At 67.8% G+C, this 22,465-nt stretch carries 22 protein-coding genes; 11 read left to right on the top strand and 11 right to left on the bottom strand.

Going from position 1 to position 22,465, the window contains the following annotated elements:
• Window positions 1–4 precede the first annotated feature (4 nt).
• Window positions 5–1,114, bottom strand: a complete 1,110-nt coding sequence (locus FFS09_RS00755) for an efflux RND transporter periplasmic adaptor subunit (RefSeq protein WP_137916951.1) — start codon at window positions 1,112–1,114, stop codon at window positions 5–7.
• A gap of 66 nt (window positions 1,115–1,180) precedes the next feature.
• Here FFS09_RS00755 and hpnC point away from each other — a divergent pair, with 66 nt between their 5' ends.
• Window positions 1,181–2,065, top strand: coding sequence for a squalene synthase HpnC (hpnC, locus tag FFS09_RS00760; RefSeq protein WP_252374178.1), 885 nt, complete (start codon window positions 1,181–1,183; stop codon window positions 2,063–2,065).
• Window positions 2,066–2,083: 18 nt separating this feature from the next.
• On the opposite strand, the gene FFS09_RS00765 is transcribed toward hpnC, so the two are convergent.
• The 4 genes from FFS09_RS00765 to FFS09_RS00780 all read right to left on the bottom strand — a co-directional run bounded on the left by FFS09_RS00765 (window position 2,084) and on the right by FFS09_RS00780 (window position 5,308).
• Entirely contained in the window at window positions 2,084–2,524 is a 441-nt protein-coding gene (locus FFS09_RS00765) for a nucleoside deaminase (protein ID WP_137916952.1), read from the bottom strand.
• Window positions 2,525–2,573: 49 nt separating this feature from the next.
• Window positions 2,574–3,725 (bottom strand): mechanosensitive ion channel family protein, encoded by a 1,152-nt coding sequence (locus tag FFS09_RS00770; protein ID WP_137916953.1) that lies wholly within the window; start codon window positions 3,723–3,725, stop codon window positions 2,574–2,576.
• Between the two features lie 68 nt (window positions 3,726–3,793).
• Window positions 3,794–4,774, bottom strand: a complete 981-nt coding sequence (locus FFS09_RS00775) for an AraC family transcriptional regulator (RefSeq protein ID WP_137916954.1) — start codon at window positions 4,772–4,774, stop codon at window positions 3,794–3,796.
• A gap of 6 nt (window positions 4,775–4,780) precedes the next feature.
• Entirely contained in the window at window positions 4,781–5,308 is a 528-nt protein-coding gene (locus FFS09_RS00780) for an OsmC family protein (RefSeq protein WP_137916955.1), read from the bottom strand.
• A 276-nt stretch (window positions 5,309–5,584) separates the two neighbouring features.
• On the opposite strand from FFS09_RS00780, the gene FFS09_RS00785 reads away from it, so the two are divergent.
• From FFS09_RS00785 to FFS09_RS00795, 3 genes are read left to right on the top strand one after another with little or no spacing between them, the layout of a single operon-like run.
• Window positions 5,585–6,397 carry a class I SAM-dependent methyltransferase gene (locus tag FFS09_RS00785; protein ID WP_137916956.1) on the top strand — a complete coding sequence of 271 codons (813 nt, stop codon included), beginning with the start codon at window positions 5,585–5,587 and terminating at the stop codon, window positions 6,395–6,397.
• A gap of 11 nt (window positions 6,398–6,408) precedes the next feature.
• Window positions 6,409–7,236, top strand: coding sequence for a class I SAM-dependent methyltransferase (locus tag FFS09_RS00790; protein ID WP_137916957.1), 828 nt, complete (start codon window positions 6,409–6,411; stop codon window positions 7,234–7,236).
• Between the two features lie 53 nt (window positions 7,237–7,289).
• Window positions 7,290–8,588 carry an NAD(P)/FAD-dependent oxidoreductase gene (locus tag FFS09_RS00795; RefSeq protein WP_137916958.1) on the top strand — a complete coding sequence of 433 codons (1,299 nt, stop codon included), beginning with the start codon at window positions 7,290–7,292 and terminating at the stop codon, window positions 8,586–8,588.
• Between the two features lie 16 nt (window positions 8,589–8,604).
• On the opposite strand, the gene FFS09_RS00800 is transcribed toward FFS09_RS00795, so the two are convergent.
• Both FFS09_RS00800 and FFS09_RS00805 read right to left on the bottom strand, forming a co-directional pair.
• Window positions 8,605–10,230 carry a gamma-glutamyltransferase family protein gene (locus FFS09_RS00800; protein WP_137916959.1) on the bottom strand — a complete coding sequence of 542 codons (1,626 nt, stop codon included), beginning with the start codon at window positions 10,228–10,230 and terminating at the stop codon, window positions 8,605–8,607.
• Between the two features lie 13 nt (window positions 10,231–10,243).
• Window positions 10,244–11,239: a Bug family tripartite tricarboxylate transporter substrate binding protein gene (locus FFS09_RS00805; RefSeq protein ID WP_137916960.1), complete on the bottom strand. Its 996-nt coding sequence runs from the start codon at window positions 11,237–11,239 to the stop codon at window positions 10,244–10,246.
• A 107-nt stretch (window positions 11,240–11,346) separates the two neighbouring features.
• Between FFS09_RS00805 and FFS09_RS00810 the strand changes: the two genes are divergently transcribed.
• From FFS09_RS00810 to FFS09_RS00835, 6 genes are all read left to right on the top strand, one after another.
• The gene (locus FFS09_RS00810) at window positions 11,347–12,240 is read left to right on the top strand and encodes a LysR family transcriptional regulator (protein ID WP_137916961.1); all 894 of its coding nucleotides are present in this window, start codon (window positions 11,347–11,349) and stop codon (window positions 12,238–12,240) included.
• A 99-nt stretch (window positions 12,241–12,339) separates the two neighbouring features.
• Window positions 12,340–12,876 (top strand): chemotaxis protein CheW, encoded by a 537-nt coding sequence (locus FFS09_RS00815; RefSeq protein ID WP_137916962.1) that lies wholly within the window; start codon window positions 12,340–12,342, stop codon window positions 12,874–12,876.
• A gap of 87 nt (window positions 12,877–12,963) precedes the next feature.
• A complete protein-coding gene (locus tag FFS09_RS00820; RefSeq protein ID WP_137916963.1) occupies window positions 12,964–14,745 on the top strand; it encodes a methyl-accepting chemotaxis protein in 1,782 nt (593 codons plus the stop codon).
• Between the two features lie 45 nt (window positions 14,746–14,790).
• Entirely contained in the window at window positions 14,791–15,261 is a 471-nt protein-coding gene (locus FFS09_RS00825; RefSeq protein WP_252374179.1) for an EVE domain-containing protein, read from the top strand.
• 33 nt (window positions 15,262–15,294) lie between these two features.
• The gene (locus FFS09_RS31475) at window positions 15,295–15,390 is read left to right on the top strand and encodes a type II toxin-antitoxin system MqsR family toxin (protein WP_137916964.1); all 96 of its coding nucleotides are present in this window, start codon (window positions 15,295–15,297) and stop codon (window positions 15,388–15,390) included.
• Window positions 15,387–15,788 (top strand): type II toxin-antitoxin system MqsA family antitoxin, encoded by a 402-nt coding sequence (locus FFS09_RS00835; protein ID WP_137916965.1) that lies wholly within the window; start codon window positions 15,387–15,389, stop codon window positions 15,786–15,788. The genes FFS09_RS31475 and FFS09_RS00835 overlap by 4 nt, the downstream gene beginning before the upstream one ends.
• 17 nt (window positions 15,789–15,805) lie before the next feature.
• On the opposite strand, the gene FFS09_RS00840 is transcribed toward FFS09_RS00835, so the two are convergent.
• Genes FFS09_RS00840 through imuA form a run of 4 tightly spaced genes read right to left on the bottom strand, consistent with a single transcriptional unit; the run spans window position 15,806 to window position 21,755 of the window.
• Window positions 15,806–16,423 (bottom strand): LysE family translocator, encoded by a 618-nt coding sequence (locus FFS09_RS00840; RefSeq protein ID WP_137916966.1) that lies wholly within the window; start codon window positions 16,421–16,423, stop codon window positions 15,806–15,808.
• Between the two features lie 43 nt (window positions 16,424–16,466).
• Window positions 16,467–19,607, bottom strand: coding sequence for an error-prone DNA polymerase (locus FFS09_RS00845; protein WP_137916967.1), 3,141 nt, complete (start codon window positions 19,605–19,607; stop codon window positions 16,467–16,469).
• Complete coding sequence (locus tag FFS09_RS00850) at window positions 19,604–20,917, bottom strand: Y-family DNA polymerase (protein WP_137916968.1); 1,314 nt, start codon at window positions 20,915–20,917, stop codon at window positions 19,604–19,606. Before FFS09_RS00850 ends, FFS09_RS00845 begins: the two co-directional genes overlap by 4 nt.
• Complete coding sequence (gene imuA / locus FFS09_RS00855; RefSeq protein ID WP_137916969.1) at window positions 20,856–21,755, bottom strand: translesion DNA synthesis-associated protein ImuA; 900 nt, start codon at window positions 21,753–21,755, stop codon at window positions 20,856–20,858. Before imuA ends, FFS09_RS00850 begins: the two co-directional genes overlap by 62 nt.
• A 171-nt stretch (window positions 21,756–21,926) precedes the next feature.
• Here imuA and FFS09_RS00860 point away from each other — a divergent pair, with 171 nt between their 5' ends.
• On the top strand, window positions 21,927–22,445 hold the full coding sequence (locus tag FFS09_RS00860; protein WP_137916970.1) for a ribonuclease toxin HepT-like protein: 519 nt from the start codon (window positions 21,927–21,929) through the stop codon (window positions 22,443–22,445).
• The last annotated feature ends 20 nt before the right edge of the window (window positions 22,446–22,465 follow it).

Here is a 22,465-nt window from a genome sequence, read left to right on the forward strand (position 1 = left end):
GGCCTCACTGCGTCGCGGCCGCCACGAAACGCGTGACCTTCTGCCCCGGCGAGAGCACGTGCACGCCCGCGGCCACCACCTCCTCACCCGGCTTGAGCCCGGCGACGATCACCGCGTCGTTGCCGTCCGCGGTGGCCACCTGCACCTCGCGCGGCTGCACCGTGCTGGCTGCCGGGTCGAACACCCACACCGCCGTGCCCGTGCGCTCGCCCGCTTCGGAGCGCATCAGCGCGGTGGTGGGCAGCTTGATGGCGGTGGCCGCGGCGGCGCCGTTGCCGAGCGTCACATAGGCGGTGGCGCCCAGGGCGACCGCAGCGGTGTCGGGCAACGAGAGCTTGACCTGGTAGGTGCGCGTGGCCGGGTCGGCGCTGGCCGCCACTTCGCGCACCGCTGCCTCCAGCGGCGCGCCGCCGGGCGCCGCGCCCACGCCTGCCCACAGGCGCACCTGCGCCACCGCGCCGGGCTTGATCTGGCCCACGCGGTCCTCGGGCACGGCAATGACCACATCGCGCGCACCATCGCGCGCCAGGCGCACCACGGGCGTGCCGGCCGCCACCACCTGGCCCACCTCGGCGTCCACCGCAAGCACCACGCCCGCGCCATCGGCCAGCAGCCGCGCATAGGCGGCCTGGTTGCCCTGCACCGCGCCCTGCGCCTTGGCCTGGCGCAGCGTGGCCTCGGCCGACTGCAGCGTGGCCTGGCGGCGCTGGATCTCGGCCCCGCTCACGAAGCCCTGCGCCTGCAGGTCCTGATAACGCTTGAGATCGGCCGCGGCCAGGTCGCGCTGCGTTTGCGCGGCGCTCACCTGGGCCTGCGCGGCCTGGCTGGAGAGCGCCAGGTCCTGTGCGTCGAGTTGCGCCAGCAACTGGCCCGCCCGCACCCGCTGCCCCACCTCGGCCGGGCGCTGCACCAGCTTGCCGCCGACCCGGAAACCCAGGCGCGATTCGGTGCGTGCCCGCACCTCGCCAGCGTATTCGTGGTGCATGGCCACGCCACTCGCACCCACCGTGAGCAGCTTGACCGAACGGATCGGCTCCTGGGGTGGTGCCGGGGGCGTGCAGGCCGCGAGGGCCATGGCGGCGGTCACGATCAGGACAAAATGCGGTGTTTTCATGCTGGACTCACTAATGACTGACCGGTTAGTAACAAAAATTGTAGTTCAAAAACAGGACACGTCTTCATGACAACGGCGTCATCCAGCGGGGCCGATGCCATGCCCACAGGTTCGGGTGTCGGCCACTACGAAAACTTCCCCGTCGCGTCCTGGCTGTGCCCGCCAGCGCTGCGCCCGGCCGTGGCCGCCATTTACCATTTCGCGCGCACGGCCGACGACATCGCCGACGAAGGCGATGCGCTGGCCGAGCAGCGCCTGGCCGATCTGGCCGACTACCGCCACGAATTGACCCTGTGCCTGGAGCGCACCGACATAGCCACACCGCGCTGGCAGGCCATCTTCGGCCCGCTCTCGCTCGCCGTGCAGCGCCACGCCCTGCCCGGCCCCTTGCTGCACGACCTGCTCAGCGCCTTTGAGCAAGACGTGCGCCACACCGCGAACCGCCACCGCTATGCCGACACGCCAGAGCTGCTGGCGTACTGCCGCCTGTCGGCCAACCCGGTGGGCCGGCTGCTGTTGCACCTGTATGGCGTGCGCGACGAGACCGCTCTGCAACAGAGCGACCAGATCTGCAGCGCGCTCCAGCTCATCAACTTCTGGCAGGACATCAGCGTGGACCTGCCGCGCAAGCGCTGCTACTTGCCGGCCGACACCTTGCAGCGCCACGGGGTGGGCGTGGCCGATTTCGAATCGGACGACACGAACCAGTCAACCGCCATGGCCACCGTGGTGGCCGAGTTGTGCGCCGAGGCACGCGCGCTCATGCTGCAAGGCGCGCCCCTGGTCCACCGCGTGCCCGGGCGCGCGGGCTGGGAACTGCGCCTGGTGGTGCAAGGCGGCTTGCGCATCCTGGATCGCATTGCGGAACAGCACCACCGAAGCTGGCAGACGCGCGTGAAGCTGGGCAAGGGTGACGCACCACGGCTGGCGTGGCGCGCGCTGGGGATGTGAGCGGCGGGAAAACGCCGCTCAGGGCTCACCGATGTCTTCGTTCCAGAGCTGTGGCTCGGCGGCGATGAAGTCGCGCATGAGGTGCACGCAGGTCTCGTCCTGCAACACCTTCACGCTCACGCCACGGCTGCGCAGCCAGTCTTCTTCGCCCATGAAGGTCTGGTTCTCACCCACCACCACCGTGGGAATGCCGTAGAGCGCGATCGCGCCGCTGCACATCGGGCACGGCGAGAGCGTGGTGTAGATCACCGATGCCTTGTAGATTCGCGCCGGCAGGCGGCCGGCGTTCTCCAGCGCGTCCATCTCGCCGTGCAGGATGGCGCTGCCCTGCTGCACGCGGCGGTTGTGGCCGCGGCCGATGATGCGGCCCTCGTGCACGATGACCGAGCCAATCGGAATGCCGCCCTCCGCACGCCCGAGGCGGGCTTCGTCGATGGCGGCTTGCATGAAGGGGTCCATGGGTGTCCTCTTTCAAAAATGGGGGTCGAGGCGGTGGTCGGCCGCACCCCTAAGGCGAGCGAGACGTTTTCATTTCCTCGGCACCGCCCTGCGCCGGCCCGGCCGAGGCATCGGCGGCGATCGGCGCTGGCGGCTCGGGCTGGTCCAGCTCGGCCCGGTGGCGCGGCAGGTAACCGGGGTACTCGCGTTGCACAAAGTCGATCAGCTGCTCGCGCACGTGGCAACGCAAGTCCCATGCCGCCGACGCGGAAGCGGCCGTGACCAGGCAGCGCAGTTGCATGGCCTTTTCGCCGGCTTCAACCACCTGCAGCCGGGCGAACCGCCGGTCCCAGTGCGGCGAGTTCTCGCAGGCGTGCGCCAGGGCTTCGCGCAGCGGCGCCAGCGGCATGCGGTAGTCCACCCAGAGAAACACCGTGCCAATGAGCTCGGAGGTGTTGCGCGTCCAGTTCTGGAACGGCTTCTCGATCCAATACTGCAGCGGCACCACCAGCCGGCGCTGGTCCCAGATGCGCACCACCACGTAGGTGCCGGTGATCTCTTCGATCACACCCCACTCGTTCTCCACGATCACCACGTCGTCGATGCGGATCGGCTGGCTCAGCCCGATCTGCAGACCGGCGATGAGGTTGCCCAGCACCGGCCGCGCGGCGAAGCCGGCGACGATGCCCACCACCCCGGCCGAGGCCAGCAGGCTGGTGCCGATCTGGCGCACCGCCGGGAACGTCATGAGCATCAGCGACACACCGATCAGCACCACAAGACCCTGCACGGTGCGCGAGAGCACCATGGTCTGCGTGCGGATGCGGCGCGCCGCGAGGTTGTCCGACACCGCCATCGGGTTGGCCTCGGCCACGCCGCGCGCCACGCCATGCACGGCCCGGGCGATCAACCACGTCATCACGGCGATGAGCAGCAACGTGAGCAGGCGCTCGACACGGGCCTGCCCCGCCATGCCGATCGGCACCTGTTGCCACGCCAGGTTCAAGGCCAGCAACTGCAGCGCCACGTGGGCCGGCGCCTCGATGGCGCGGCCCACGCTGGCCACCATCGGCGCATGCTGCGAGGCGCGCCGCACCACGCGCCGGCCCACGCGGAAAACCAGCTCGGCGAGCAGCATCAGGGGCAGCACCAACACCAGCGCGGGGAACCCGTCGGCCTGGAACAGAGGGAGTCGTTCGGAGAGCCAGTCGATCACATTCATGGCCCATGGTAGCCAGAACGGCGGCGCGGCCGGATTGTGAAGGGATGTATCCGAAGCCGGTGCGTCCCTCAGGGCGCCACGGCCATGTCCGCGGGCGTGGTGCGCCCGCGCCGCCAGGTCGCCGGCGGCACGCCGTACTCGCGCCGGAAGGCGCGGATGAAGGCGGTGTCGGTCTGGTAACCCACGTCCTCGGCAATGCGCGCCAGCGGCGCCTTGCTGCCGCACAGCAGGTTGGCCGCGAGCATCATGCGCCACTGGATCAGGTACTGCATGGGCGAGATGCCCACGAGGTGCTGGAAGCGCTCGGCCAGCACCGAGCGCGAGGCGCCGGCTTCGCGCGCGAGTTCCTCCAGCGTCCAGGCGTGCGCCGGGCGCTGGTGCAAGGCGTTGAGCGCCCCGCCCACCACGCGGTCTCCCAGCCCCGCGAGCCAGCCGGTGCGGCCCGCGCTCTGCTCGTTGATGTAGAGCCGCAGCACCTCGATGAACAAGACCTCGGCCAGTTTGGACAGCACGCCCGAGCCACCGGGACGCGGTGAGCGCGCCTCGGCCAGCGCATAGCGCACCGAGGCTTCGAGCCAGGCGCCCGCGTTCGATCCACGCACGTTCACGCGCACCAGCGGTGGCAGGCCGGCGAGCAGCAAGCGGGCCAGGCGCGCGTCGCACGCGAGGTAGCCGCACAAGAGCCGCGTGGTCGCGCCACCGCCGCCGAAATTGAGTTGCCGGGGCCGGCGCTGCAGCAGTTCCTTCAAAGGCCTGCCCGGCGCGGGCTCCAGCCCCAACGCCGAGCCCATGCGGTGCGCATCACCTTGCGAAAACACGATCACGTCGCCCGCGGTCAACCACGTCGGCGGTTGCGACGGCAGCTCCACCACGCATTCACCCTCGGTGATCATGTGGAAGATCACCACCCGCTCCGCGCCCGGCTCCAGCAGCGGCGCGGCCGCGTCGGCCGGCGGCGACTGGTAGCACCACGGCGCGGTGAAGCGGCCTTGCAGAAAAATGGCGCCCACCAGTTGCACCACGCGCAGGGTTTCGGAGAGCGCGTCCATGGCGGGTTACGCCGTGTCGATGCGCAGCGCCAGCGGGGTGGCGCTCTGCAGGGCATTGGGGATCGGCGAGCGGCCTACGGCGGCCTGCACCAGGCTGCGCAGGCGTTCGTGCGGCACGCCGTCGGCCTGGATGCGCACGGCCAGCTGCACGTCGCCCGGGCCGGCGGGCACGGGTTGGTCGTTCGCATCGGGCAGACCCAGCAGCCCCCGTGAATCGGACCAGCTGGAGGCTTTCACTTCCAGGCTGGTGAGCTCAATACCTTCGGCCACTGCGGCCAGGACGATGGACGTGGTCGCACAGGACGCGAGCCCGGCGCGGAACAGCCAGCCCGGCGTCACCTGGTCGCCGGTGCCACCGAGTTCGCTCGGCATGTCGGTGGGCACCTGTGTGCCGTTGGCATGGCTGGCCACCACGCGCGTGCCACCGGCCCAACGCGAGGTGGCGGGGCCATCCTCATGCCAGCCGGCCTCGGGGCGGCGCTGCAGCACCGCCTTGACACGCTCCAGAGCATCTGCAACGGCTTGTAGCTTCATGGTGCGGCACCTTCCGGGGCGGGTGTGTGCCCCTCGGCGGATTATGGGCGCCGGGGATTCGCAACACCAGCGCAGCACGTCGGGCGGACGCCGGGTCAGCATTCCGGGACGCGCGGCCAACCGCGCCGGCGTACCGCGCCAGTTCCGGACGATCGGGCAGGCGTTCGCGAGGTTCGGGCAGGACACCAGGGGGCCGCGCGCGCTCCACTGCATGCCGGGTTGTTTGCAGGGTCGCGGCAGCCCGTATTCCAACCACCCTTCCGTGAGACAAACACCATGAACGCACCCACCGACTTCGTCGCCATCAAAACCCGCCAGCAGGCCGCCTGGGCCAGCGGCGACTACGCCGTAATCGGCACCACCCTGCAGATCGTGGGCGAGTCGCTCGCCGAGGCCTGCGACCTGCGCACCGACGAGCGCGTGCTCGACGTGGCCGCCGGCAACGGCAACGCCACGCTGGCGGCCGCGCGCCGGGGCGCGCAAGTGACCTCCACCGACTACGTCGACACCCTGCTCCAGCGCGGTGCCGAACGCGCCAGGGCCGAGCGGCTGGACGTGACATTCCAGGTCGCCGACGTGGAGGAACTGCCGTTCCAGGACGCCAGCTTCGACGCCGTGCTCTCCACCTTCGGCGTGATGTTCGCGCCCGACCACGCCCGCAGCGCGGCCGAGATGGCGCGCGTGTGCCGCCCCGGTGGGCGCATCGGCCTGGCCAACTGGACGCCCGAGGGCTTCATTGGCCAGTTGTTCAAGGTGCTCGGGCGCCATGTGCCACCACCCGCCGGCGTGCAACCGCCCTCGCTGTGGGGCACGGAATCACACCTGCGCGAGCTGTTCGGCGAGAGCGCCGCGAAGATCGACGCCACGCCCCGGACGTTCAACTTCCGCTACCGCTCGGCCGCGCATTTCATCGACGTGTTCCGCACCTGGTACGGGCCGGTGCACAAGGCCTTTGGCGCGCTGCCACCCGACAAGGCCCAGACGCTGGAGAGCGACCTCACCGAGCTGCTGAACCGCCTGAACCGCGCCGGGCCCAAGACCTTGGTGGTGCCCAGCGAGTACCTCGAAATCGTCGTCACCCGCCGTTGAACCAGCGCGCCATGGAACCCCGCTTGCAACGCCGCGTGCAGCGTTACGGCTGGGACCTGGCCGCGGACGACTACGAAGCCCTGTGGCAGGCGCAACTGGCCGACGCACAGGCTCGCATGCTGGCCGAGGTCGCGCTGCGGCCCGGCGAACAGGTGCTCGACGTGGCCTGCGGCACCGGCCTGGTCACGCTGCAGGCGGCACGGGCCGTGGGACCACACGGGCACGTGATCGGGGTCGATCTCTCGGCGCGCATGGTGCAGGCCGGCGAGCAGCGTGCGCAGGCGCGGGGACTGCACAACGCCCGCTTTGCGCGCATGGACGCCGAGCAACTGGCGCTGGCCGACACCAGCGTCGACGTGGCCCTGTGCGCCCTGGGCCTGATGTACGTGCCCAAGCCTGAGCGAGCGCTGCGGGAAATCGTGCGCGTGCTGCGCCCGGGTGGCCGCGTGGGCCTGGCGGTGTGGGGCGAGCGCGAACGCTGCGGCTGGTCGGCGCTCTTTCCCATCGTCGACGCCGAAGTGGCCACCGAGGTATGCCCGCTTTTTTTCCGCCTCGGCCAGGGCGACACCCTCGCGCGGCTGTGTGCCAATGTGGAACTTTGTGATGTGCGCGCCGAACACATCAACGCCACACTGCGCTACGCCGATGGCGAAGAAGCCTGCCGCGCCGCGTTCGCCGGAGGACCGGTGGCCCTGGCCTGGTCGCGGTTTGACGCCGTGGCGCGTGCGCGGGCCTGTGCGCGCTACCTCGACGCCATCGCGCCGTGGCGCACGGGCGCGGGCTACGCGGTGCCGGTGGAGTTCGTGATCGTCACGGCGAGCAAGACTGTTCCATTCTGAGACTGCGCTTTTGTCGTCTACAGTGGATGCAATTTTCCATTGAGACAACACACATGCAGCAACGGATCGTGATCGTGGGTGGCGGCGCAGGCGGCCTGGAACTGGCCTGCAAACTCGGGCGCAAGCTCGGCGCGGAACAGGTCACCCTGGTGGACATGCAGCTCTTCCACATCTGGAAGCCCTCGCTGCACGAGGTGGCCGCCGGCACGCTGGACATCCACCAGGAAGGCCTGTCGTACGAGATGCTGGCGCACGACAACCGCTTCACCTTCTGCTTCGGCGCGATGAACGCGCTGGACAGCGCCGGCAAGACCGTGACCGTGTCGGCCGTGACGGACGACGACGGCGAGGAGCTCGTCCCCGAACGCACGCTGCCGTTCGACCAGCTGGTGATTTCCGTGGGCAGCACGGCCAACCATTTCAACGTGCCCGGCGCGGCCGAGCACACCTTGTCGCTCAACCGCCCGGCCGACGCCGAGCAGTTCCGCCTGCGCATGCTCAAGCTGCTCACCGCCGCCGAGCTGCGCAAGAGCGCGGGCAACGAGGCGCAGGTGCGCATCGTCATCATTGGCGGTGGCGCCACCGGCGTGGAGCTGGCGGCGGAACTGCGCGAAGCCAGCGTGGTGCATTCGCGCTATGGCTTTCGCCGGCTCGACCCGAACGCGGACGTGCGGATCACCCTGCTCGAAGGTGCTGATCGCATCCTCGCGCCCTTGCCCGAAAAGGTCTCCATCGCGGCGGCACAGTTGCTCAAGGAACGCCATGTGACCATCGAGACGAACTGCCGCGTCGCGCGCATCACCCCCGAGCAGGTGGAAGACGCCGCGGGCCGCGTGTTCGGCGCCGACCTCGTGGTGTGGGCCGCCGGCATCAAGGCGCCCGACCTGCTGACCGAGCTGGGCCTGCCCACCAACCGCTCGGGCCAGCTGGAGCTGGAAGGCAATCTGCAGGTCAAGGGCCAGACGAACATCTTTGCCCTGGGCGACTGCGCTGCCTGCCCGATGGCCGACGGCAAGCTGGTGCCACCGCGCGCACAGGCCGCGCACCAGCAGGCGAGCTACCTCGTGACCCGGCTGATGCGCCGCGCCATGGGCCAGCCCGAGCGCGACGACGCCTACGTCTACAAGGACCACGGCTCGCTGGTGTCGGTGGGCACGCAGACCTCGGTGGGCAACCTCATGGGCAACCTGTTCCGCTCCACCTGGTACGTGCAAGGCATGCTGGCGCGCACGATGTACGTGAGCCTGCACCTGATGCACCACCAGGCCGTGCTGGGAACGCTGCGCACCGGCGTGCTGGCGGTGGCGCGTTTTCTGGTGAAACGGGCCACGCCGCTGGTGAAGCTGCACTGAGCCTGGATGTTGAAAGCTAGAAGCCAGCGGCCAGTCCGTCACGGCGTGGATCGCTGGCCATCTGATAGCCCTCGACAGCAGGGTCGCCCATGCGCCAGATGAACTGACCCGCGCCGAAGTCTTGGTACGGATCGTCAATGACCTCCACTTGATGCCCGAGTGCCTGCAAGCCCATGACCGCGGCGGGGTCCATGCCACCCTCGACGTTGATGGCCAAGCCTTCACTGAAACGCCAGCGAGGCGCATCACACGCGGCTTGAGGCGACTGCCGGTAGTCGAGCATCCGCACCAGCGTTTGCACATGTCCTTGGGGTTGCATGTTGCCGCCCATAACGCCGAAACTCATCACCGGTTGCCCGTTCTGCGTCAGGAACGCCGGAATGATGGTGTGAAAGGGCCGTTTGCCGGGGCCGACCAGGTTCGCGCGATTGGGCCCGTCGGGGTCCGCGCTGAACCCGAAGCCCCGGTTCTGCAAACTGATGCCGAAGGTGGGCTCCACCACACCCGAGCCGAAGCCCGCGTAGTTGCTCTGGATAAAGCTGACCATCATGCCGCGCTCATCGGCCGCGCTGAGGTAGATGGTGCCGCCCCGGACGGGGTTGCCTGCCTTGAAGTCCTGCGCGCGCGTCGGGTCGATGAGCCGGGCGCGCGACGCCAGGTAGGCGTCGTCCAGCATCTGCTCGGTCGTCACCTCCATGCCCGCATCGGCGACGTAACGCTGCACATCGGCAAAGGCCAGTTTCATCGCTTCGATCTGCAGGTGCTGGGACGCAACCGAGTCCACACCAAGGCTGGCCAAATCGAAGTTCGACAGGATGCCCAGGGCGATCTGGGCGGCGATGCCCTGTCCTCCCGGTGGGATCTCGTGCAGGGTGTATCCGCGGTAGTCCTTGGCCAGCGGCGTGACCCACTCCGCCTTGTGCTGGGCCATGTCCGCCAGGCTCAGGCAACCGCCATGTTGCTGGACGAATGAAGTCATGGCCGCGGCGATTTCACCTTCATAGAAGGCCTTGCCCTTGCTCGCGCCGATCGCGCGCAAGGCTCGCGCGGCGGCGGGAAAACGAAACAGCTCGCCCACTTCGGGCGGCCGGCCCCAGGGCAGGAAGCTCTCCCGGAATCCGGGCTGGGACGCCAGCTCGGGAGCGCCCGCTGCCCACTTTTGCTGGACGACCGGCGGCACCAGGTAGCCACGCTCGGCAATGTCTGCCGCCGGCTCCATCAGCGTGGCAAAGGGCAGTTTCCCGAAGCGTTCATGCAAGGCAACCCACGCGCTGACAGCGCCCGGCACAGTGATCGAGTCCACGCCGCGACGCGGTGGTTGGGCCTGGCGGCCATAACGCTTGTCAAAGTAGTCAGGTGTCCAGCCGGCCGGCGCGCGGCCGGAGGCATTCAGGCCATGCAGCTCTTTTCCGTCCCACAGGATGCAGAAAGCGTCCGAGCCCAGGCCGTTGCTGACCGGCTCGACGATGGCCATGGCCGCCGCTGCTGCAATGGCCGCGTCGACGGCGTTCCCGCCGTTCCACAGCATGCGCAGGCCGGCTTGGGCACCCAGGGGGTGGGAGGTGGAGACGGCATTGCGCGCGAAGACGGGGACGCGCCTTGAGCCATAGGGGTTGCCAGGAAGAAAGGATGAAGTGGTCATGGCTCGTGGCCTGTCAGTCCGCCGTGATGCCCATCGCTTTGGTGTCGCGGGCCCAGCGGGTGAGTTCGCGGTCGATTTGCTGCTTGAAGCTCTTGGGATCGCTGGTCTCCGGGTCCAGGCCCTGCGCAATGAGCTGCGCCTGCACGTCAGGGCGATCGATGATCTTGCGCACTTCCTGTGCCAGCCGCTCGACGATGGCCGGGTCGGTACCACCGGTGGTGAACAGGCCGTACCAGGACGAGAACGCATAGCCCGGCAGGCCGGCCTCGGCGACGGTGGGCACGTCGGGCAATGACTTCACCCGTGCCCGCGTGGTCACCGCCAGGATGCGGGTCTGACCTGTTTTGGCCGACACGATCGCCGGTGGGATGCCGGAGAAGATGGCTTGCACCTGCCCGCCCGACACATCGGCGATGGCCGGGCCGTTGCCACGGTAGGGGACGTGCACCAGGTTCACACCGGCTTGCTCGGCGAACAAGGCACCGGCCAGATGCAGCGTCGAGCCGTTGCCAGAGGACGCGTAGTGAATCGTGGCCGGTGCCTTGCGGGCGGCATCGATCATTTCCTGCACGCTCTTGTAGGGCAGCTTGGCGTTCACGAGCAGCGCGTTGCCGGACTCGGCCACCAACGTGATGGGCTCGAGGTCCTTGCGCGGGTCGAAAGCCAGCTTTTTGGCCAGCACCGGTGCAATGGTGTTGCTGCCGATGGAGCCGAGCAGCAAGGTGTAGCCATTCTTGGGTGCGTTGGCAACGGCTTCGCTGGCGATCAACCCACCCGCGCCCGAGCGGTTCTCCACCACGACGGGTTGTCCAAGGCTCTGGCTCAGCTCCTTGGCGACGATGCGCGCAATTAGGTCGTTGGCACCGCCGGCGGCAAAACCCACCAGGATCCTGAGTGGTTGTGAAGGCCACGCGTCTGCAGCGGCGGCGGGCGCCGCCAGGCCAGAGGCGCCGAACGCCAGCAAGGTGGCACAGCAGGTGAACAGTCGGCGGGACAGGGGTTTCAGCATGGGGATTTCCTGAGGTGAATCGGACGGTGGCAGTGCGGGCGATTTTGATGGTGGAAAAGTTTTTATAAAAGCTAGAATTTCTTCCGAATCTTGAAAGAAAAACTTTTATGCCTAGTCTTCGGGTTCTTCGCACGTTTCTCGCGGTCGCCTCGGAGGGTTCCTTCACCGCGGCCGGACAGCGGGTCGCGCTCACCCAGGTGGCGGTGGGCCTGCAGATGCGCACGCTGGAGGAAGACCTCAAACGCAAGCTCTTCGCACGCCACGGCAAACTGGTGACGCTCAACGAACAGGGGCGGGCTTTGGTGCCGATCGCCACCCAACTCGTGGCGCTCTATGAGCAAGCCAAACACGGCACCCAGGCCGACGCGCCATTGGCCGGCACGGTGCAGTTTGGCTCCATCGTGTCCGCGTTGAGCCAGCTGGTGCGCGCCACGCTGGAACTCAAGCGCCATCACCCGGCAGTGGATCTTCACGTGGTGTCGGGCAAGTCCCACCGGTTGATCACGCAGGTGGAAAACCACGAACTGGACGCGGCGGTGGTGGTGCACAACCCGGCGCTGAAACGCCCCACGCTGGTCTGGACGCCACTGTACGCAGAGCCCATGGTGCTGTTGACACCCAGCGCTTCAAGGCCGGCCGAGTCACGTGTCATGGTGGAACGTTATCCGTTCATCCGTTTCGACCGGACCGAGCACACAGGGGAACTGGTTGAACGCACGCTGCGCCGCCTGCGCGCCAAGCCGCAGGAGTTCCTGGAACTGAACTCGATCGACGCCATTGTGGAACTGGTTCGCGACGGGATGGGCGTGGCGATGCTGCCCAACCTGCCCCGACAGACCTGGGGCGATGACCCCCGGTTGCGGGTGTTGCCCATTCCTCAAGCGGCCGAAAGCCGATCGATCGCCCTGGTGCAGCTTCGCACCGCGCCGCGCGCGGAAATCATCACCGCCGTGGGGCAGCAATTTGTGGCCGCGTTGGGATCTGCAGCCCGCGCGGTCTGACCCAAGAAGCCCAGGCCTTCCGACCAAAGGCGGATACGGGGCTTCAAGAAACGGGAGGGAGGTGCCGATACGGAGGCATCAACTTCTCACCACGGACCCATGGACGCCCTCCACACACCCGCCTCTACCAGCCCATCTTCCAGCGTCGCTTCGCGCCGCCCAGCACCGGCTCTCGCCAGTGCCGGTGAATTCCTGAGTTTTCGCCTGGGTGCCGAGGAATACGGCATCGACATCCTGCGCGTGCAGGAAATCCGCTCCTACGAAGAGCCCACCCGCATCGCCAACGCGCCCGCGTTCATCAAGGGCGTGGTCAACCTGCGCGGCGTGATCGTGCCGGTGGTGGACATGCGCATCAAGCTCAACTGCGACAAGGTCGAATACAACGACTTCACCGTGGTGATCGTGCTCAGCGTGCTGGGGCGCGTGGTCGGCATGGTGGTCGATTCGGTGTGCGACGTGATCGAGCTGAGCAAAGACCACATCAAGGAAGCGCCGCAGATCAGCAGCACGCTGGACGCCAGCTTCATCACCGGCATCGCCAGCGTGGGCGAGCGCATGCTCATCCTCGCCGACATCGAAGCCCTCATCGGCAGCGCCGACATCGGCCTGGCCGACACCAGCCTTTCCCTTCAGTAAAGCCGCGCCCCGACAGCGCGGCGTGGCATGCCACGTTGCGCTGCCATGCGTTGCGCGTTATCCCGCTTTCCTTTTCCCGAAACTTCCATGACCTTCTTCCGCAATCTCTCCGTGGGCGCCAAGCTGTGGGCTGGTGTCATCGCCATCATCGTCGCGCTGTTCGTCGTCGTGGGCACCGCCGGCTCGCGTTCCACCGCGCTCAACGAAGCCTCCGAGCAGGCCCTGTCCAGGCTGGCCGAGAAATTCACCATCGCCGCCGAATGGGCCGCGCTCACCGAGCTCAGCGTCACCCGCACGCAAGCTGCCGTGGTCAGCAGCGACCCCGCCGTGGCCGAGATGTACAAGGACCTGGTGCCCGCCGGCATTGCCGCCATCAGCGAGCTGCAGAAGAAGCTGCAGACGATGGAGATGAACGACGCCGAGAAGGCGCAGCTGGCCAAGATCGCCGACCTGCGCAAGGTGGTTCTGGCCTCGCATGCCAAGGCCATCGAGATGAAGAAGATGGGCGACATGGAGGGCGCCGCCAACGAAATCCGCACCCACTTCAACCCGGCCGTTGTGCCGTATGTGGCCGGCCTGCGCGATTTCGGCAAGATGCAGGGCGACATCCGCATCGCCGCGCAGAAGACCTTTGACGAGCAACGCGCCAGCAGCCTCATCATCGCCACCGTCCAGGTGTTGGGCCTGATGGCCGGCATCGCCATCGGCGCCTTCTTCCTGATCCGCAACATCCGCAACCCGCTGCGCGACGCCATGGCGTTTGCCGAGAAGATCGCCAGCGGCGACCTGACCGCGCAGATCCAGAACGACCGCAAGGACGAGTTCGGCGCGATGACCGCGTCCCTGATCACCATGCGCGACCGTCTGGTGAACGTGGTGTCCGACGTCAAGCGCGGCACCGAGAACATCACCGTCGCGGCCAAGGAAATCGCCACCGGCAACAACGACCTTTCGGCCCGCACCGAGCAGACCGCGTCCAACCTGCAGCAGACCGCCGCCAGCATGGAGCAGATGTCGGGCGCGATCCGCCAGTCCGCCGATTCGGCCCGCGTGGCCAACCAGCTCGCCGATGTGGCCGGCCAGAGCGCCCAGCGCGGCGGCGAGGTGGTGCACCAGGTGGTGAGCACGATGGAAGAGATCAACCACTCCTCGCGCAAGATCAGCGACATCATCGGCGTGATCGACGGCATCGCGTTCCAGACCAACATCCTCGCGCTCAACGCCGCGGTGGAAGCCGCCCGCGCCGGTGAACAAGGCCGTGGCTTCGCGGTGGTGGCCGGTGAGGTGCGCAACCTCGCGCAGCGCAGCGCCCAGGCCGCGAAAGAGATCAAGGTGCTGATCGGCGCCAGCGTGGACAAGGTGGCCGCCGGCACCGAACTGGTGAACCAGGCCGGCAAGACCATGGGCGAGATCGTCGAGAACGTGGTGCGCGTGCGCGACATGATCGGCGAGATCGCCAGCGCGTCCGGCGAACAGGCCGATGGCGTCAACCAGATCAACTCGGCCGTGTCCAACCTGGACCAGCTGACCCAGCAGAACGCCGCTCTCGTCGAGGAAAGCGCGGCAGCCGCGTCGAGCATGAACGACCAGGCCGAGCGCCTGGCCGAAGTGGTGCGCGTGTTCCGGGTGGACGCCCGCGCCGCCGCCCAGAGCACGATCACCCAGATCCGCTCGACTGACCTGCACAAGAAGCCCGCGGCCAGCGGTGTCGCGGCCCCCAAGGCCAAGCCCGCACCGGCAGCGCCCAAGGCGGTGACCGCGGTGGCGCCCAAAGCCCCTCCTCTGCTCAACAAGCCGGTGCTGGCCAAGGCCGCCGATGCGGCGCCCGGCTCCAGCGGCAACGCCTCGGACGATTGGGAATCCTTCTGATCTTCGGGGGATGACGCCAGCGGGTGGCCATCGCACAATAGCGCGATGACCACCCAATACTGGCTGATGAAGTCCGAGCCCAACGAGTGCTCGATCGACGATGCGCTGGCCGCGCCCAAGCACACCGTGCCCTGGACGGGCGTGCGCAACTACCAGGCGCGCAACTTCATGCGCGACGCGATGCAGGTGGGCGACGGCGTGCTGTTCTACCACTCGAGCTGCCCTGAGCCCGGCATCGCTGGCCTGGCGCAGGTGGCGTCCACCACACGGCCCGACCCGACCCAGTTCGACCCGAAGTCGCCCTACTTCGACCCCGCCTCCAAACCCGATGCGCCACGCTGGCTGCTGCTGGACGTGAAGGCCACGCGCAAGAAGCGGCTGATCGGCTTGCCCGAACTGCGCGCCATTCCAGCATTGGCCGACATGATCCTGCTCAAGCGCGGCAACCGGCTCTCGATCACGCCGGTGAGTGCCGAGCACTGGAAGCTCATCACGGGTGAGCTGATGAGCCGCTGAAGTAAAAATAACCTACTTACCACGTTCTCGGCGTTGGCGGGCGGTGCAGCCCTGGGGTTTGACTTTGACGACATCGTGAAGGTCGTGATGTCGCTCACCCCGTCGGACTTCTACAAAAGCATGACATGAAATGCCCTCACTGCGGTGCCGCGAAGCTGGTGCACGGCACCCGCGATATGCCTTACACCTACAAAGGCGAGACCACCCGCATTCCGGCCGTGATGGGGGACTTCTGCCCTGCTTGCGGCGAGGTGGTGCTCGAGGCGACGGAGTCCGCCCGCGTGAGTGCGGCCATGCTGGAGTTCAACAAACAGGTCAACGCGTCCGCTGTGGACCCGGCCTTCATCGTCCACGTCCGCAAGAAACTCGCGCTGGACCAACGCGAGACTGCCGAGATTTTTGGCGGCGGTGTCAATGCGTTTTCTCGCTATGAAAACGGCAAGACCAAACCACCGTTGGCGTTGGTGAAGTTGCTCAAGGTGCTGGATCGGCACCCGGAGTTGTTGAGCGAAGTTCGGGCGGCATGAACCGCGCCTGAACATCCTCAGCCGCGCAGCGGCAGCGCCAGACCGATGGCCACGAAGATGCCGCCGCAGACCTGGTTGAACCGCTTGCCCACCCGGCGCAGCCAGGGGCTGATGCGCGCGGCCATGCCGGCAATGAGCAGCTCGGTGATGGCCTCGACCAGCGCGAACGTGCCGGCCATGATCAGAAACTGCAGCAGCAGGCTGCGGTGCGGGTCGATGAACTGCGGCAGAAAGGCCGCGAAGAACAGGATGCCTTTGGGATTGGTCGCCGCGGACAAGGCACCTTGCCGGAACAGCGACCAACCCGAACGCACGGGCTCCGCCGGGCCACCCGTGAGCTGCACGCCCACCGGCGGCGAGCGCCACACCTGGATGCCGAGCCACACGAGGTAGGCGCCACCGAACCACTTCAAGGCGGTGAGCCACACCAGCGAGGTCTGCAGCAGCGCACCGATGCCGAACATCGACAGCGCGATGATCGCCACGAAGCCCAGCGTGCCGCCGAAGATGGTGAACAGCGTCTTGCGCTGGCCGTGCAGCACGCCGTGCGTGAGCGCGAGCAAGCCGTTGGGGCCGGGCGAGAGCGAGAGCCCGATGGCCGCGAGCAGGTAGATGAGCCAGGTGTCGATGTTCATGGCGACCATGCTATCGCCAAGCACGCCATGCGTCTCCATGGCATCAATGAAAATCCCGGCTCACGGTCGACAACCCGTTGAGCAAGGGCGTGAGGTCTTCCAGGTGGCCCGCGATGAGATTCGTCACCTCGCCTTCGCGCTGCCACTTGCCGCGCACCGCCAGCAGGCGTGCGTTCGTCAGCACCGCGCGCTGGCGCTCGCGCAGGTGGCGCCACACGATCACCTGCACCACACCGGTTTCGTCCTCCAGGCTCACGAACACCACGCCCGATGAGGTGCCAGGCTGCTGGCGCAAGGTGACGATGCCGCAGTGGCGCACCAGGCGGCCGTCGGGCGCGCTCTTGAGTTCTTCGGCGGTCATGAGGCGGCGCTTCTTCAATTCGGCCCGCAGCAGCGCGAGCGGGTGGCGGCGTAGGGTGAGACCCGTGCTGGCGTAGTCCCACACGATGGCCTCGCCTTCGGGGGCTTCGGGCAGCGTCCATGGGGCCTCGTCCACCGGCGCGGTTTTCAGCAGGGCCGGTGCCGAACGCAATGCCGCGGCGTCCCACACCTGCTGGCGGCGGTGGCCGCTCAAGCCTGTGAGGGCATCGGCGGCGGCCAGGGCTTTCATCTGGGCTTGGTCGAGGTGGGCGCGGCGTGCGAGGTCTTGGGCGCTTTGGAGGGGACGTTGGGCGCGGGCATCCGTGATGCGCTTCGCCGTGTCGGCCTTGATGCCGGAGATGAGGTGCAGGCCCAGGCGAACAGCCCTCTCCCGCGAGCGGGAGAGGGGGTCGGGCACGTCGCTCGGTGCATGGCTTTCTTCGATGGTGCTGTCCCATTCGCTGTGCAACACGTCCACTGGGTGCACGGTCACGCCGTGGCGTTGCGCGTCCTGCACCAGCTGGCTCGGCGTGTAGAAACCCATGGGCTGGCTGTTGAGCAAGGCGGTGAGGAATTCGGCCGGGTGGTGGCACTTGATCCAGGCGCTCACGTAGACCAGCAGCGCGAAGCTGGCGGCGTGGCTTTCGGGGAAGCCGTAGCTGGAGAAGCCTTTGATTTGCTCGAACACGCTGCGCGCGAATTCGGCGTCATAGCCGCGGTCGGTCATGCCCTTGACCAGGCGCTCTTCGTACTTGTGCAGGTTCCCGGTGCGCCGCCACGCGGCCATGGCACGGCGCAAGCCGTCCGCCTCACCGGGCGTGAACCCGGCAGCGAGCACGGCGATCTGCATGCACTGCTCCTGGAAGATGGGCACGCCCAGCGTACGCCCCAATGCCTCTTTCAATTCCGGCCCTGGGTAGCTCACCGGCTCTTTCTTCTGGCGCCGATTCAGGTACGGATGCACGGCCCCGCCCTGGATCGGCCCGGGCCGCACCAGCGCGACCTCTATCACCAGGTCGTAGTAGCAGCGCGGCCTCAGACGCGGCAACATGCTCATCTGCGCGCGGCTCTCGATCTGGAACACGCCCACGGTGTCGGCGGCGCAGATCATGTCGTAGGTCGCCTCGTCGCCGCGGGTCGCATCCGGCATGGTGAAGACGCGGCTTTCTTTCTCGCTGATCAAGGCCATGGCCTTGCGCAAGGCGGTCAGCATGCCCAGCGCGAGCACGTCCACCTTGAGCAAGCCCACGGCATCCAGGTCGTCCTTGTCCCACTCGATCACGGTGCGGTCCTTCATGGTGGCATTCTCGATCGGCACCAGGCGCGAGAGCGGCAACTGCGTGAGCACGAAGCCACCAGTGTGCTGCGACAGGTGGCGCGGAAATCCCATGAGCTGCGAGGTGAGTTCCAGCAGCTGGCGCACGATCAGGCTCTGTGGGTCGAGCCCGGCCTCCTGCAAGCGCTCGGGCGCGATGGCGTGCCCGTCCCACCAGCGCGATTGCCTGGCCAACGCGTCGAGCGTGCCCTGCGCAAAGCCCAGCGCCTTGCCCACGTCGCGCAAGGCGCTGCGCGGGCGGTAGCTGATGACGGCGGCGGTGAGCGCGGCGCGTTCACGACCGTATTTTTCGTACAGGTGCTGGATCACCTCTTCGCGCCGTTCGTGCTCGAAGTCCACATCGATGTCGGGCGGCTCGTTGCGCTCCTTCGAGATGAAGCGTTCGAACAGCAGGCCCGTTTCGTCCGGGTTCACCTCGGTGATGCGCAAGCAGTAGCACACCACGCTGTTGGCTGCCGAGCCTCGGCCCTGGCACAGGATGTCCTTCGAACGCGCGAAAGCCACGATGTCGTGCACCGTCAGGAAGTAGTGTTCGTACGCCATGTCGGCGATCAGCGCGAGTTCGTGCTCGATCTGCTGGATGCGCTGCGCAGGTATGCCCTGTGGCCAGCGCGTGGCCGCACCCTCCCACGCCAGCCGGCGCAAGTAACTCGTGGGCGTCTCGCCCTCGGGCACCACTTCGCTGGGGTACTGGTAGCGCAATTCGTTGAGCGAGAACTGGCAGCGCGCGGCCACCACGCGTGTTTCGGTCAGCAGTTCGTCGGGGTACAGCTGGGCCAGCGTCAGGCGCGATCGCAGGTGCTGCTCGGCACTGGGCTCCAGCGCGAAGCCGCACTCGGTAAGCGGTTTGCCGATGCGCGTGGCGGTGAGCACGTCGTGCAGCGGCTTGCGCGAGCGCACGTGCATGCGCACGTCGCCCACGGCCACCAGCGGCACGGCCGTGAGCGCGCTGCTCTGGCGCAAACGGTGCAGGCGCATTTCATCGTCGAACCGGCGCAGTTGCTCCACGCCCAGCCAGCAACGGCCCATGAAGTGTTGCAACAGCCAACGCGCGACGGTGTCCATCTGGTCCTGATCGCTGCCAGGGTTGGGCACCGCGATCACCACGCAATCGGCCAGGGCGTCGGCGTTGATGTTGTTCCGCGTCAGGTGGTAGGTACCCTTGGGCGCACTGCGGCGCAGGTGCGTGATGAACTCGCACAGGTTGCCGTAGCCGTTGAGGTTGCAGGCCAGCACGACCAGGGTGAAGGGGGTGTCGCACTGCACGCGGAACTGGCTGCCGACCAACAACGTCAAGGCCTGCGCTTTCGCGGCCACGTGCGCGCGCACCACGCCGGCCAGGGAGCATTCGTCCACCAGTGCCAACGCGCTGTAGCCCAACGCTTTCGCGCGGTCGACCAGCTCCTCCGGGCGGCTCGCGCCGCGCAGGAAGCTGAAGTTGGAGAGGCAACGCAGCTCGGCGTAGTCGGGCAGGACAGCCGTACTCATGCAAAGTGCCCATGCAAAAACCACGCAGGCGCCCCGTCCAGCCGCGTCTGGAACACCCACAACACCCCCGCCTGCGCGGACAAGGCCACCCAGTAATCGCGCACCACGTTGCGCATGCGGTCTTCCTCGCCAACACGGTCCCACCAGCCACCTTCCACGCGCTGCGGGCCGATCAGCAGCATCAACTCGCCGAGGTACAACGGCCGGTGATCGCGCACCAGCAACTTCAGCGGCGCGGGCAACAGGAACCCAGGCTGCGGCAGATCGGTGCCGGGCGCGCCTTTGCGCGGCAACGGCAACGCAGCGCTCTGCCAGCGGCACATCCACTCCGGTCGATGGTCTTCGCACAACACTGGGCGCAGCACGCGCTGCGGTCCCAGGCGCGCGGCCAGCCGCTCCAGCACCAGGCCCAGCGCCTCGCCCTGTTGCACCGTGTCGGGCAACAGGGCGCCACTCACGTCGCGCAGTGGCTTCACCTCGGTGGCCACCAGCCGCAGATCGCCCACCGGCGCGAGCAGTTGCACCCGCGCCAGGTGCTCGGTCAGCAGGCGGCACAGGTGCGTGGTGTCGCGCGTGGGCTCTGCCGTGCGGATGGTGATCTCGCCGCCCTCGCCCGCCGCGCGCGCGCGCATCGCGTCGTGCGCCCAGTGCAGCGTGAAGGCCGTGACGCCCGCGCGCCGGGCAAACAGCCAGGCACTGAGCACGCGCAGCAGGCGTTGCGCGCCAAACACCAGGGCCGGCGCCTGCTCCACGCGCGCCATGAGTTCGAGCCGCTCTTCGAAGTGCTCGGGCAGTGCCACCCATTCGTGCACCTCGGGCGCCAGGCCATAGGCCTGGTCGAGCGCGTGCAGGAGCTGTTGATCGAAGCGCCGGCTCACGCCTCCCCGCGGCAAGGCGCGCACATCGCCCAGCGTGCGGCAACCGACGTGTTCGAGCGTGAGCCGGTGCGGGTGCACCGCGCTCAGCGTCTCCATGGGCAAGGTATCGAGCCGGTCCGCCAGCGGTGGCGTCACGCCGTTTGCGACACCGGCGCGCGCCAGTGCCAGCGCGGCCAGGCCGTTGGGCGCCCAGGCCAGGCGGTCCACGCCCAGCGCGTGCGCCTCGGTCCGCACGCGCTCGCACAGCGCCCGCCGCCCGCCGAACAGGCGCACGCTGGCGGCCAGCTCCATCAGCACGGCTTCGTCGGCCAGCGCCACGCGCGGCGTGAACTGCAACGCCCACAACGCCAGCGCGCGCTGCGCCACGGCGTCAGTGGGTGGGGCTGCCGTGCCGTTGCTGGGAGAAATGGGCAGGAGCGCGCACCACAACATGGCCGTTGCTCTCCTTCTCTGTGTGCGAGGACATGAGCGCCGCGCCGGGCCGTTCCCAAGCAAGCTCGCACCGCAGCCCGCAGGGCAAAGGTACTCCGGTGAGCCGGCTGGGCTGGCGCATGCGTGGCGTGAGGATGTCGGACAGCGCGCCCGGCACCGAGGCCAGGCGCAGCGTGTGCTCCAGCGGCGGCCCTTTGCGCTTGACGATGTCGACGTGCAGCATCCAGTCGATGTCCACCCGGGCCTGCAGCCGCAGCGGCGCGGCCGACGACTCGCGCAGCGCAGCCAGGGGCCGGCACACGAAGACCGGCGCCTCGAAGCCGGTGGCCAGCACCTGCAAGCGGCGGATCTGCGCCGCCCTGGCTTGCGGCAACCAGGCCACCAGCGCGCCGCAGGCCTGGGCCTTGATGAGTTGTTCGGCCGACCACAGACGCTCGGCCGCGGTGTCGGCCCGCACCCAGACCAGCTGGCGCTCGTCGATGCCGTCAAAGCGCAGGCCTGGCAGGTGCGGCGGCATCGGCGGGCCCACCAGCACCACCGGCCGCCCGGCCCTGCAGATGTGGCGCAACGCTGGCCCAAGCAGGCGCCATTCCAGCGTGCCGCTGTGCGGCGTGAGGATTTCGGTCAGCCCATGGCCGGGCCAGCCGCCGCCGGGCAACTGCGCGTCCAGGGCGGCGAAGCCGCTGGGCCACACGGTCGAGACGGCTGTGCCGAGTTGGTCACCACGCCACAACGCCGCCGCCACGGCCGCCGACCAGCCACCCGCGGAAGGCGGCGGGCGAACGGGTTGGGGGGCCGGGGACAGATCGTCCTCCTGGCAGGAAAAGGCGGGCTGCATGTTGAAACTCAAATACTGTATTCATGTACAGTATATGAAAGTCAAACTGCCGTCCAGCTGGGTTTACAGAGACCTTCATTGACCGTGGGAAGATGCGCGAACAGCCTGCAGTAAGGTAACTACCCGCCCAAGGCAACCGTTGCGAACGCAGCACCATTCAGGAGAGTCTGCATGCCTAGAAAAGACTTTGAAGCCGAAATGACCAAGCTCGAAAAAGAGCTTGAAGAATTCGAACGCTGGGAAGCGGCGAATCCTGCTGCTGGCGACTGGGCGTCTGCCAAGTTGGCGGGTGCCACGATCAACAGCGTTTACACCGGCATGGAGACCATTCTGGAAGCGGTTCTCAAACGGACCGACCTGCCCCACGAACAGGACCAGGCGTACCACGCGCGTTTGATCAAGGCCGCAGCAACCGCCACCGAAACGCGCGATGCGCTGATCAGCGAAGCGCTGCGTGCGCTGCTGGATGACTTGCGCGGCTTTCTCCACATGGGCCGAAGGCTCTACGGCAGCGAGATCGACCCGGACCGCGCCAGGCTCGTGCTGCACCACGCCCAGAAGGCCGCCCCGGTGTTCCGCCAGGAAATGGCGCTGGCCATCACGGCACTGGAAGAAGCGCAGGCCATTGCCGAGGCTGAGCGGCTGGAATCCAGGAAGTCCGAGAGCCACACCAAGAAGCGCTCCGGCTGACGGTGCGGCCTCAGCAGTCC

The sequence above is a fragment of the Hydrogenophaga sp. 2FB genome, from assembly GCF_005503365.1.
GTDB lineage: Bacteria > Pseudomonadota > Gammaproteobacteria > Burkholderiales > Burkholderiaceae_C > Hydrogenophaga.

Excerpts from the sequence above, each read along its gene's own strand:
- FFS09_RS00820 (WP_137916963.1), top strand. The coding sequence starts at position 12,964 with ATGACCTTCTTCCGCAATCTCTCCGTGGGCGCCAAGCTGTGGGCTGGT.
- FFS09_RS00800 (WP_137916959.1), bottom strand. The coding sequence starts at position 10,230 with ATGACCACTTCATCCTTTCTTCCTGGCAACCCCTATGGCTCAAGGCGC.
- FFS09_RS00840 (WP_137916966.1), bottom strand. The coding sequence starts at position 16,423 with ATGAACATCGACACCTGGCTCATCTACCTGCTCGCGGCCATCGGGCTC.
- FFS09_RS00755 (WP_137916951.1), bottom strand. The coding sequence starts at position 1,114 with ATGAAAACACCGCATTTTGTCCTGATCGTGACCGCCGCCATGGCCCTC.
- FFS09_RS00860 (WP_137916970.1), top strand. The coding sequence starts at position 21,927 with ATGCCTAGAAAAGACTTTGAAGCCGAAATGACCAAGCTCGAAAAAGAG.
- FFS09_RS00815 (WP_137916962.1), top strand. The coding sequence starts at position 12,340 with ATGGACGCCCTCCACACACCCGCCTCTACCAGCCCATCTTCCAGCGTC.
- FFS09_RS00795 (WP_137916958.1), top strand. The coding sequence starts at position 7,290 with ATGCAGCAACGGATCGTGATCGTGGGTGGCGGCGCAGGCGGCCTGGAA.
- FFS09_RS00810 (WP_137916961.1), top strand. The coding sequence starts at position 11,347 with ATGCCTAGTCTTCGGGTTCTTCGCACGTTTCTCGCGGTCGCCTCGGAG.
- FFS09_RS00835 (WP_137916965.1), top strand. The coding sequence starts at position 15,387 with ATGAAATGCCCTCACTGCGGTGCCGCGAAGCTGGTGCACGGCACCCGC.
- FFS09_RS00825 (WP_252374179.1), top strand. The coding sequence starts at position 14,791 with ATGACCACCCAATACTGGCTGATGAAGTCCGAGCCCAACGAGTGCTCG.
- FFS09_RS00775 (WP_137916954.1), bottom strand. The coding sequence starts at position 4,774 with ATGGACGCGCTCTCCGAAACCCTGCGCGTGGTGCAACTGGTGGGCGCC.
- FFS09_RS00805 (WP_137916960.1), bottom strand. The coding sequence starts at position 11,239 with ATGCTGAAACCCCTGTCCCGCCGACTGTTCACCTGCTGTGCCACCTTG.
- FFS09_RS00850 (WP_137916968.1), bottom strand. The coding sequence starts at position 20,917 with ATGTTGTGGTGCGCGCTCCTGCCCATTTCTCCCAGCAACGGCACGGCA.
- hpnC (WP_252374178.1), top strand. The coding sequence starts at position 1,181 with ATGACAACGGCGTCATCCAGCGGGGCCGATGCCATGCCCACAGGTTCG.
- FFS09_RS00780 (WP_137916955.1), bottom strand. The coding sequence starts at position 5,308 with ATGAAGCTACAAGCCGTTGCAGATGCTCTGGAGCGTGTCAAGGCGGTG.
- FFS09_RS00845 (WP_137916967.1), bottom strand. The coding sequence starts at position 19,607 with ATGAGTACGGCTGTCCTGCCCGACTACGCCGAGCTGCGTTGCCTCTCC.
- FFS09_RS00765 (WP_137916952.1), bottom strand. The coding sequence starts at position 2,524 with ATGGACCCCTTCATGCAAGCCGCCATCGACGAAGCCCGCCTCGGGCGT.
- FFS09_RS00785 (WP_137916956.1), top strand. The coding sequence starts at position 5,585 with ATGAACGCACCCACCGACTTCGTCGCCATCAAAACCCGCCAGCAGGCC.
- FFS09_RS00770 (WP_137916953.1), bottom strand. The coding sequence starts at position 3,725 with ATGAATGTGATCGACTGGCTCTCCGAACGACTCCCTCTGTTCCAGGCC.
- imuA (WP_137916969.1), bottom strand. The coding sequence starts at position 21,755 with ATGCAGCCCGCCTTTTCCTGCCAGGAGGACGATCTGTCCCCGGCCCCC.
- FFS09_RS00790 (WP_137916957.1), top strand. The coding sequence starts at position 6,409 with ATGGAACCCCGCTTGCAACGCCGCGTGCAGCGTTACGGCTGGGACCTG.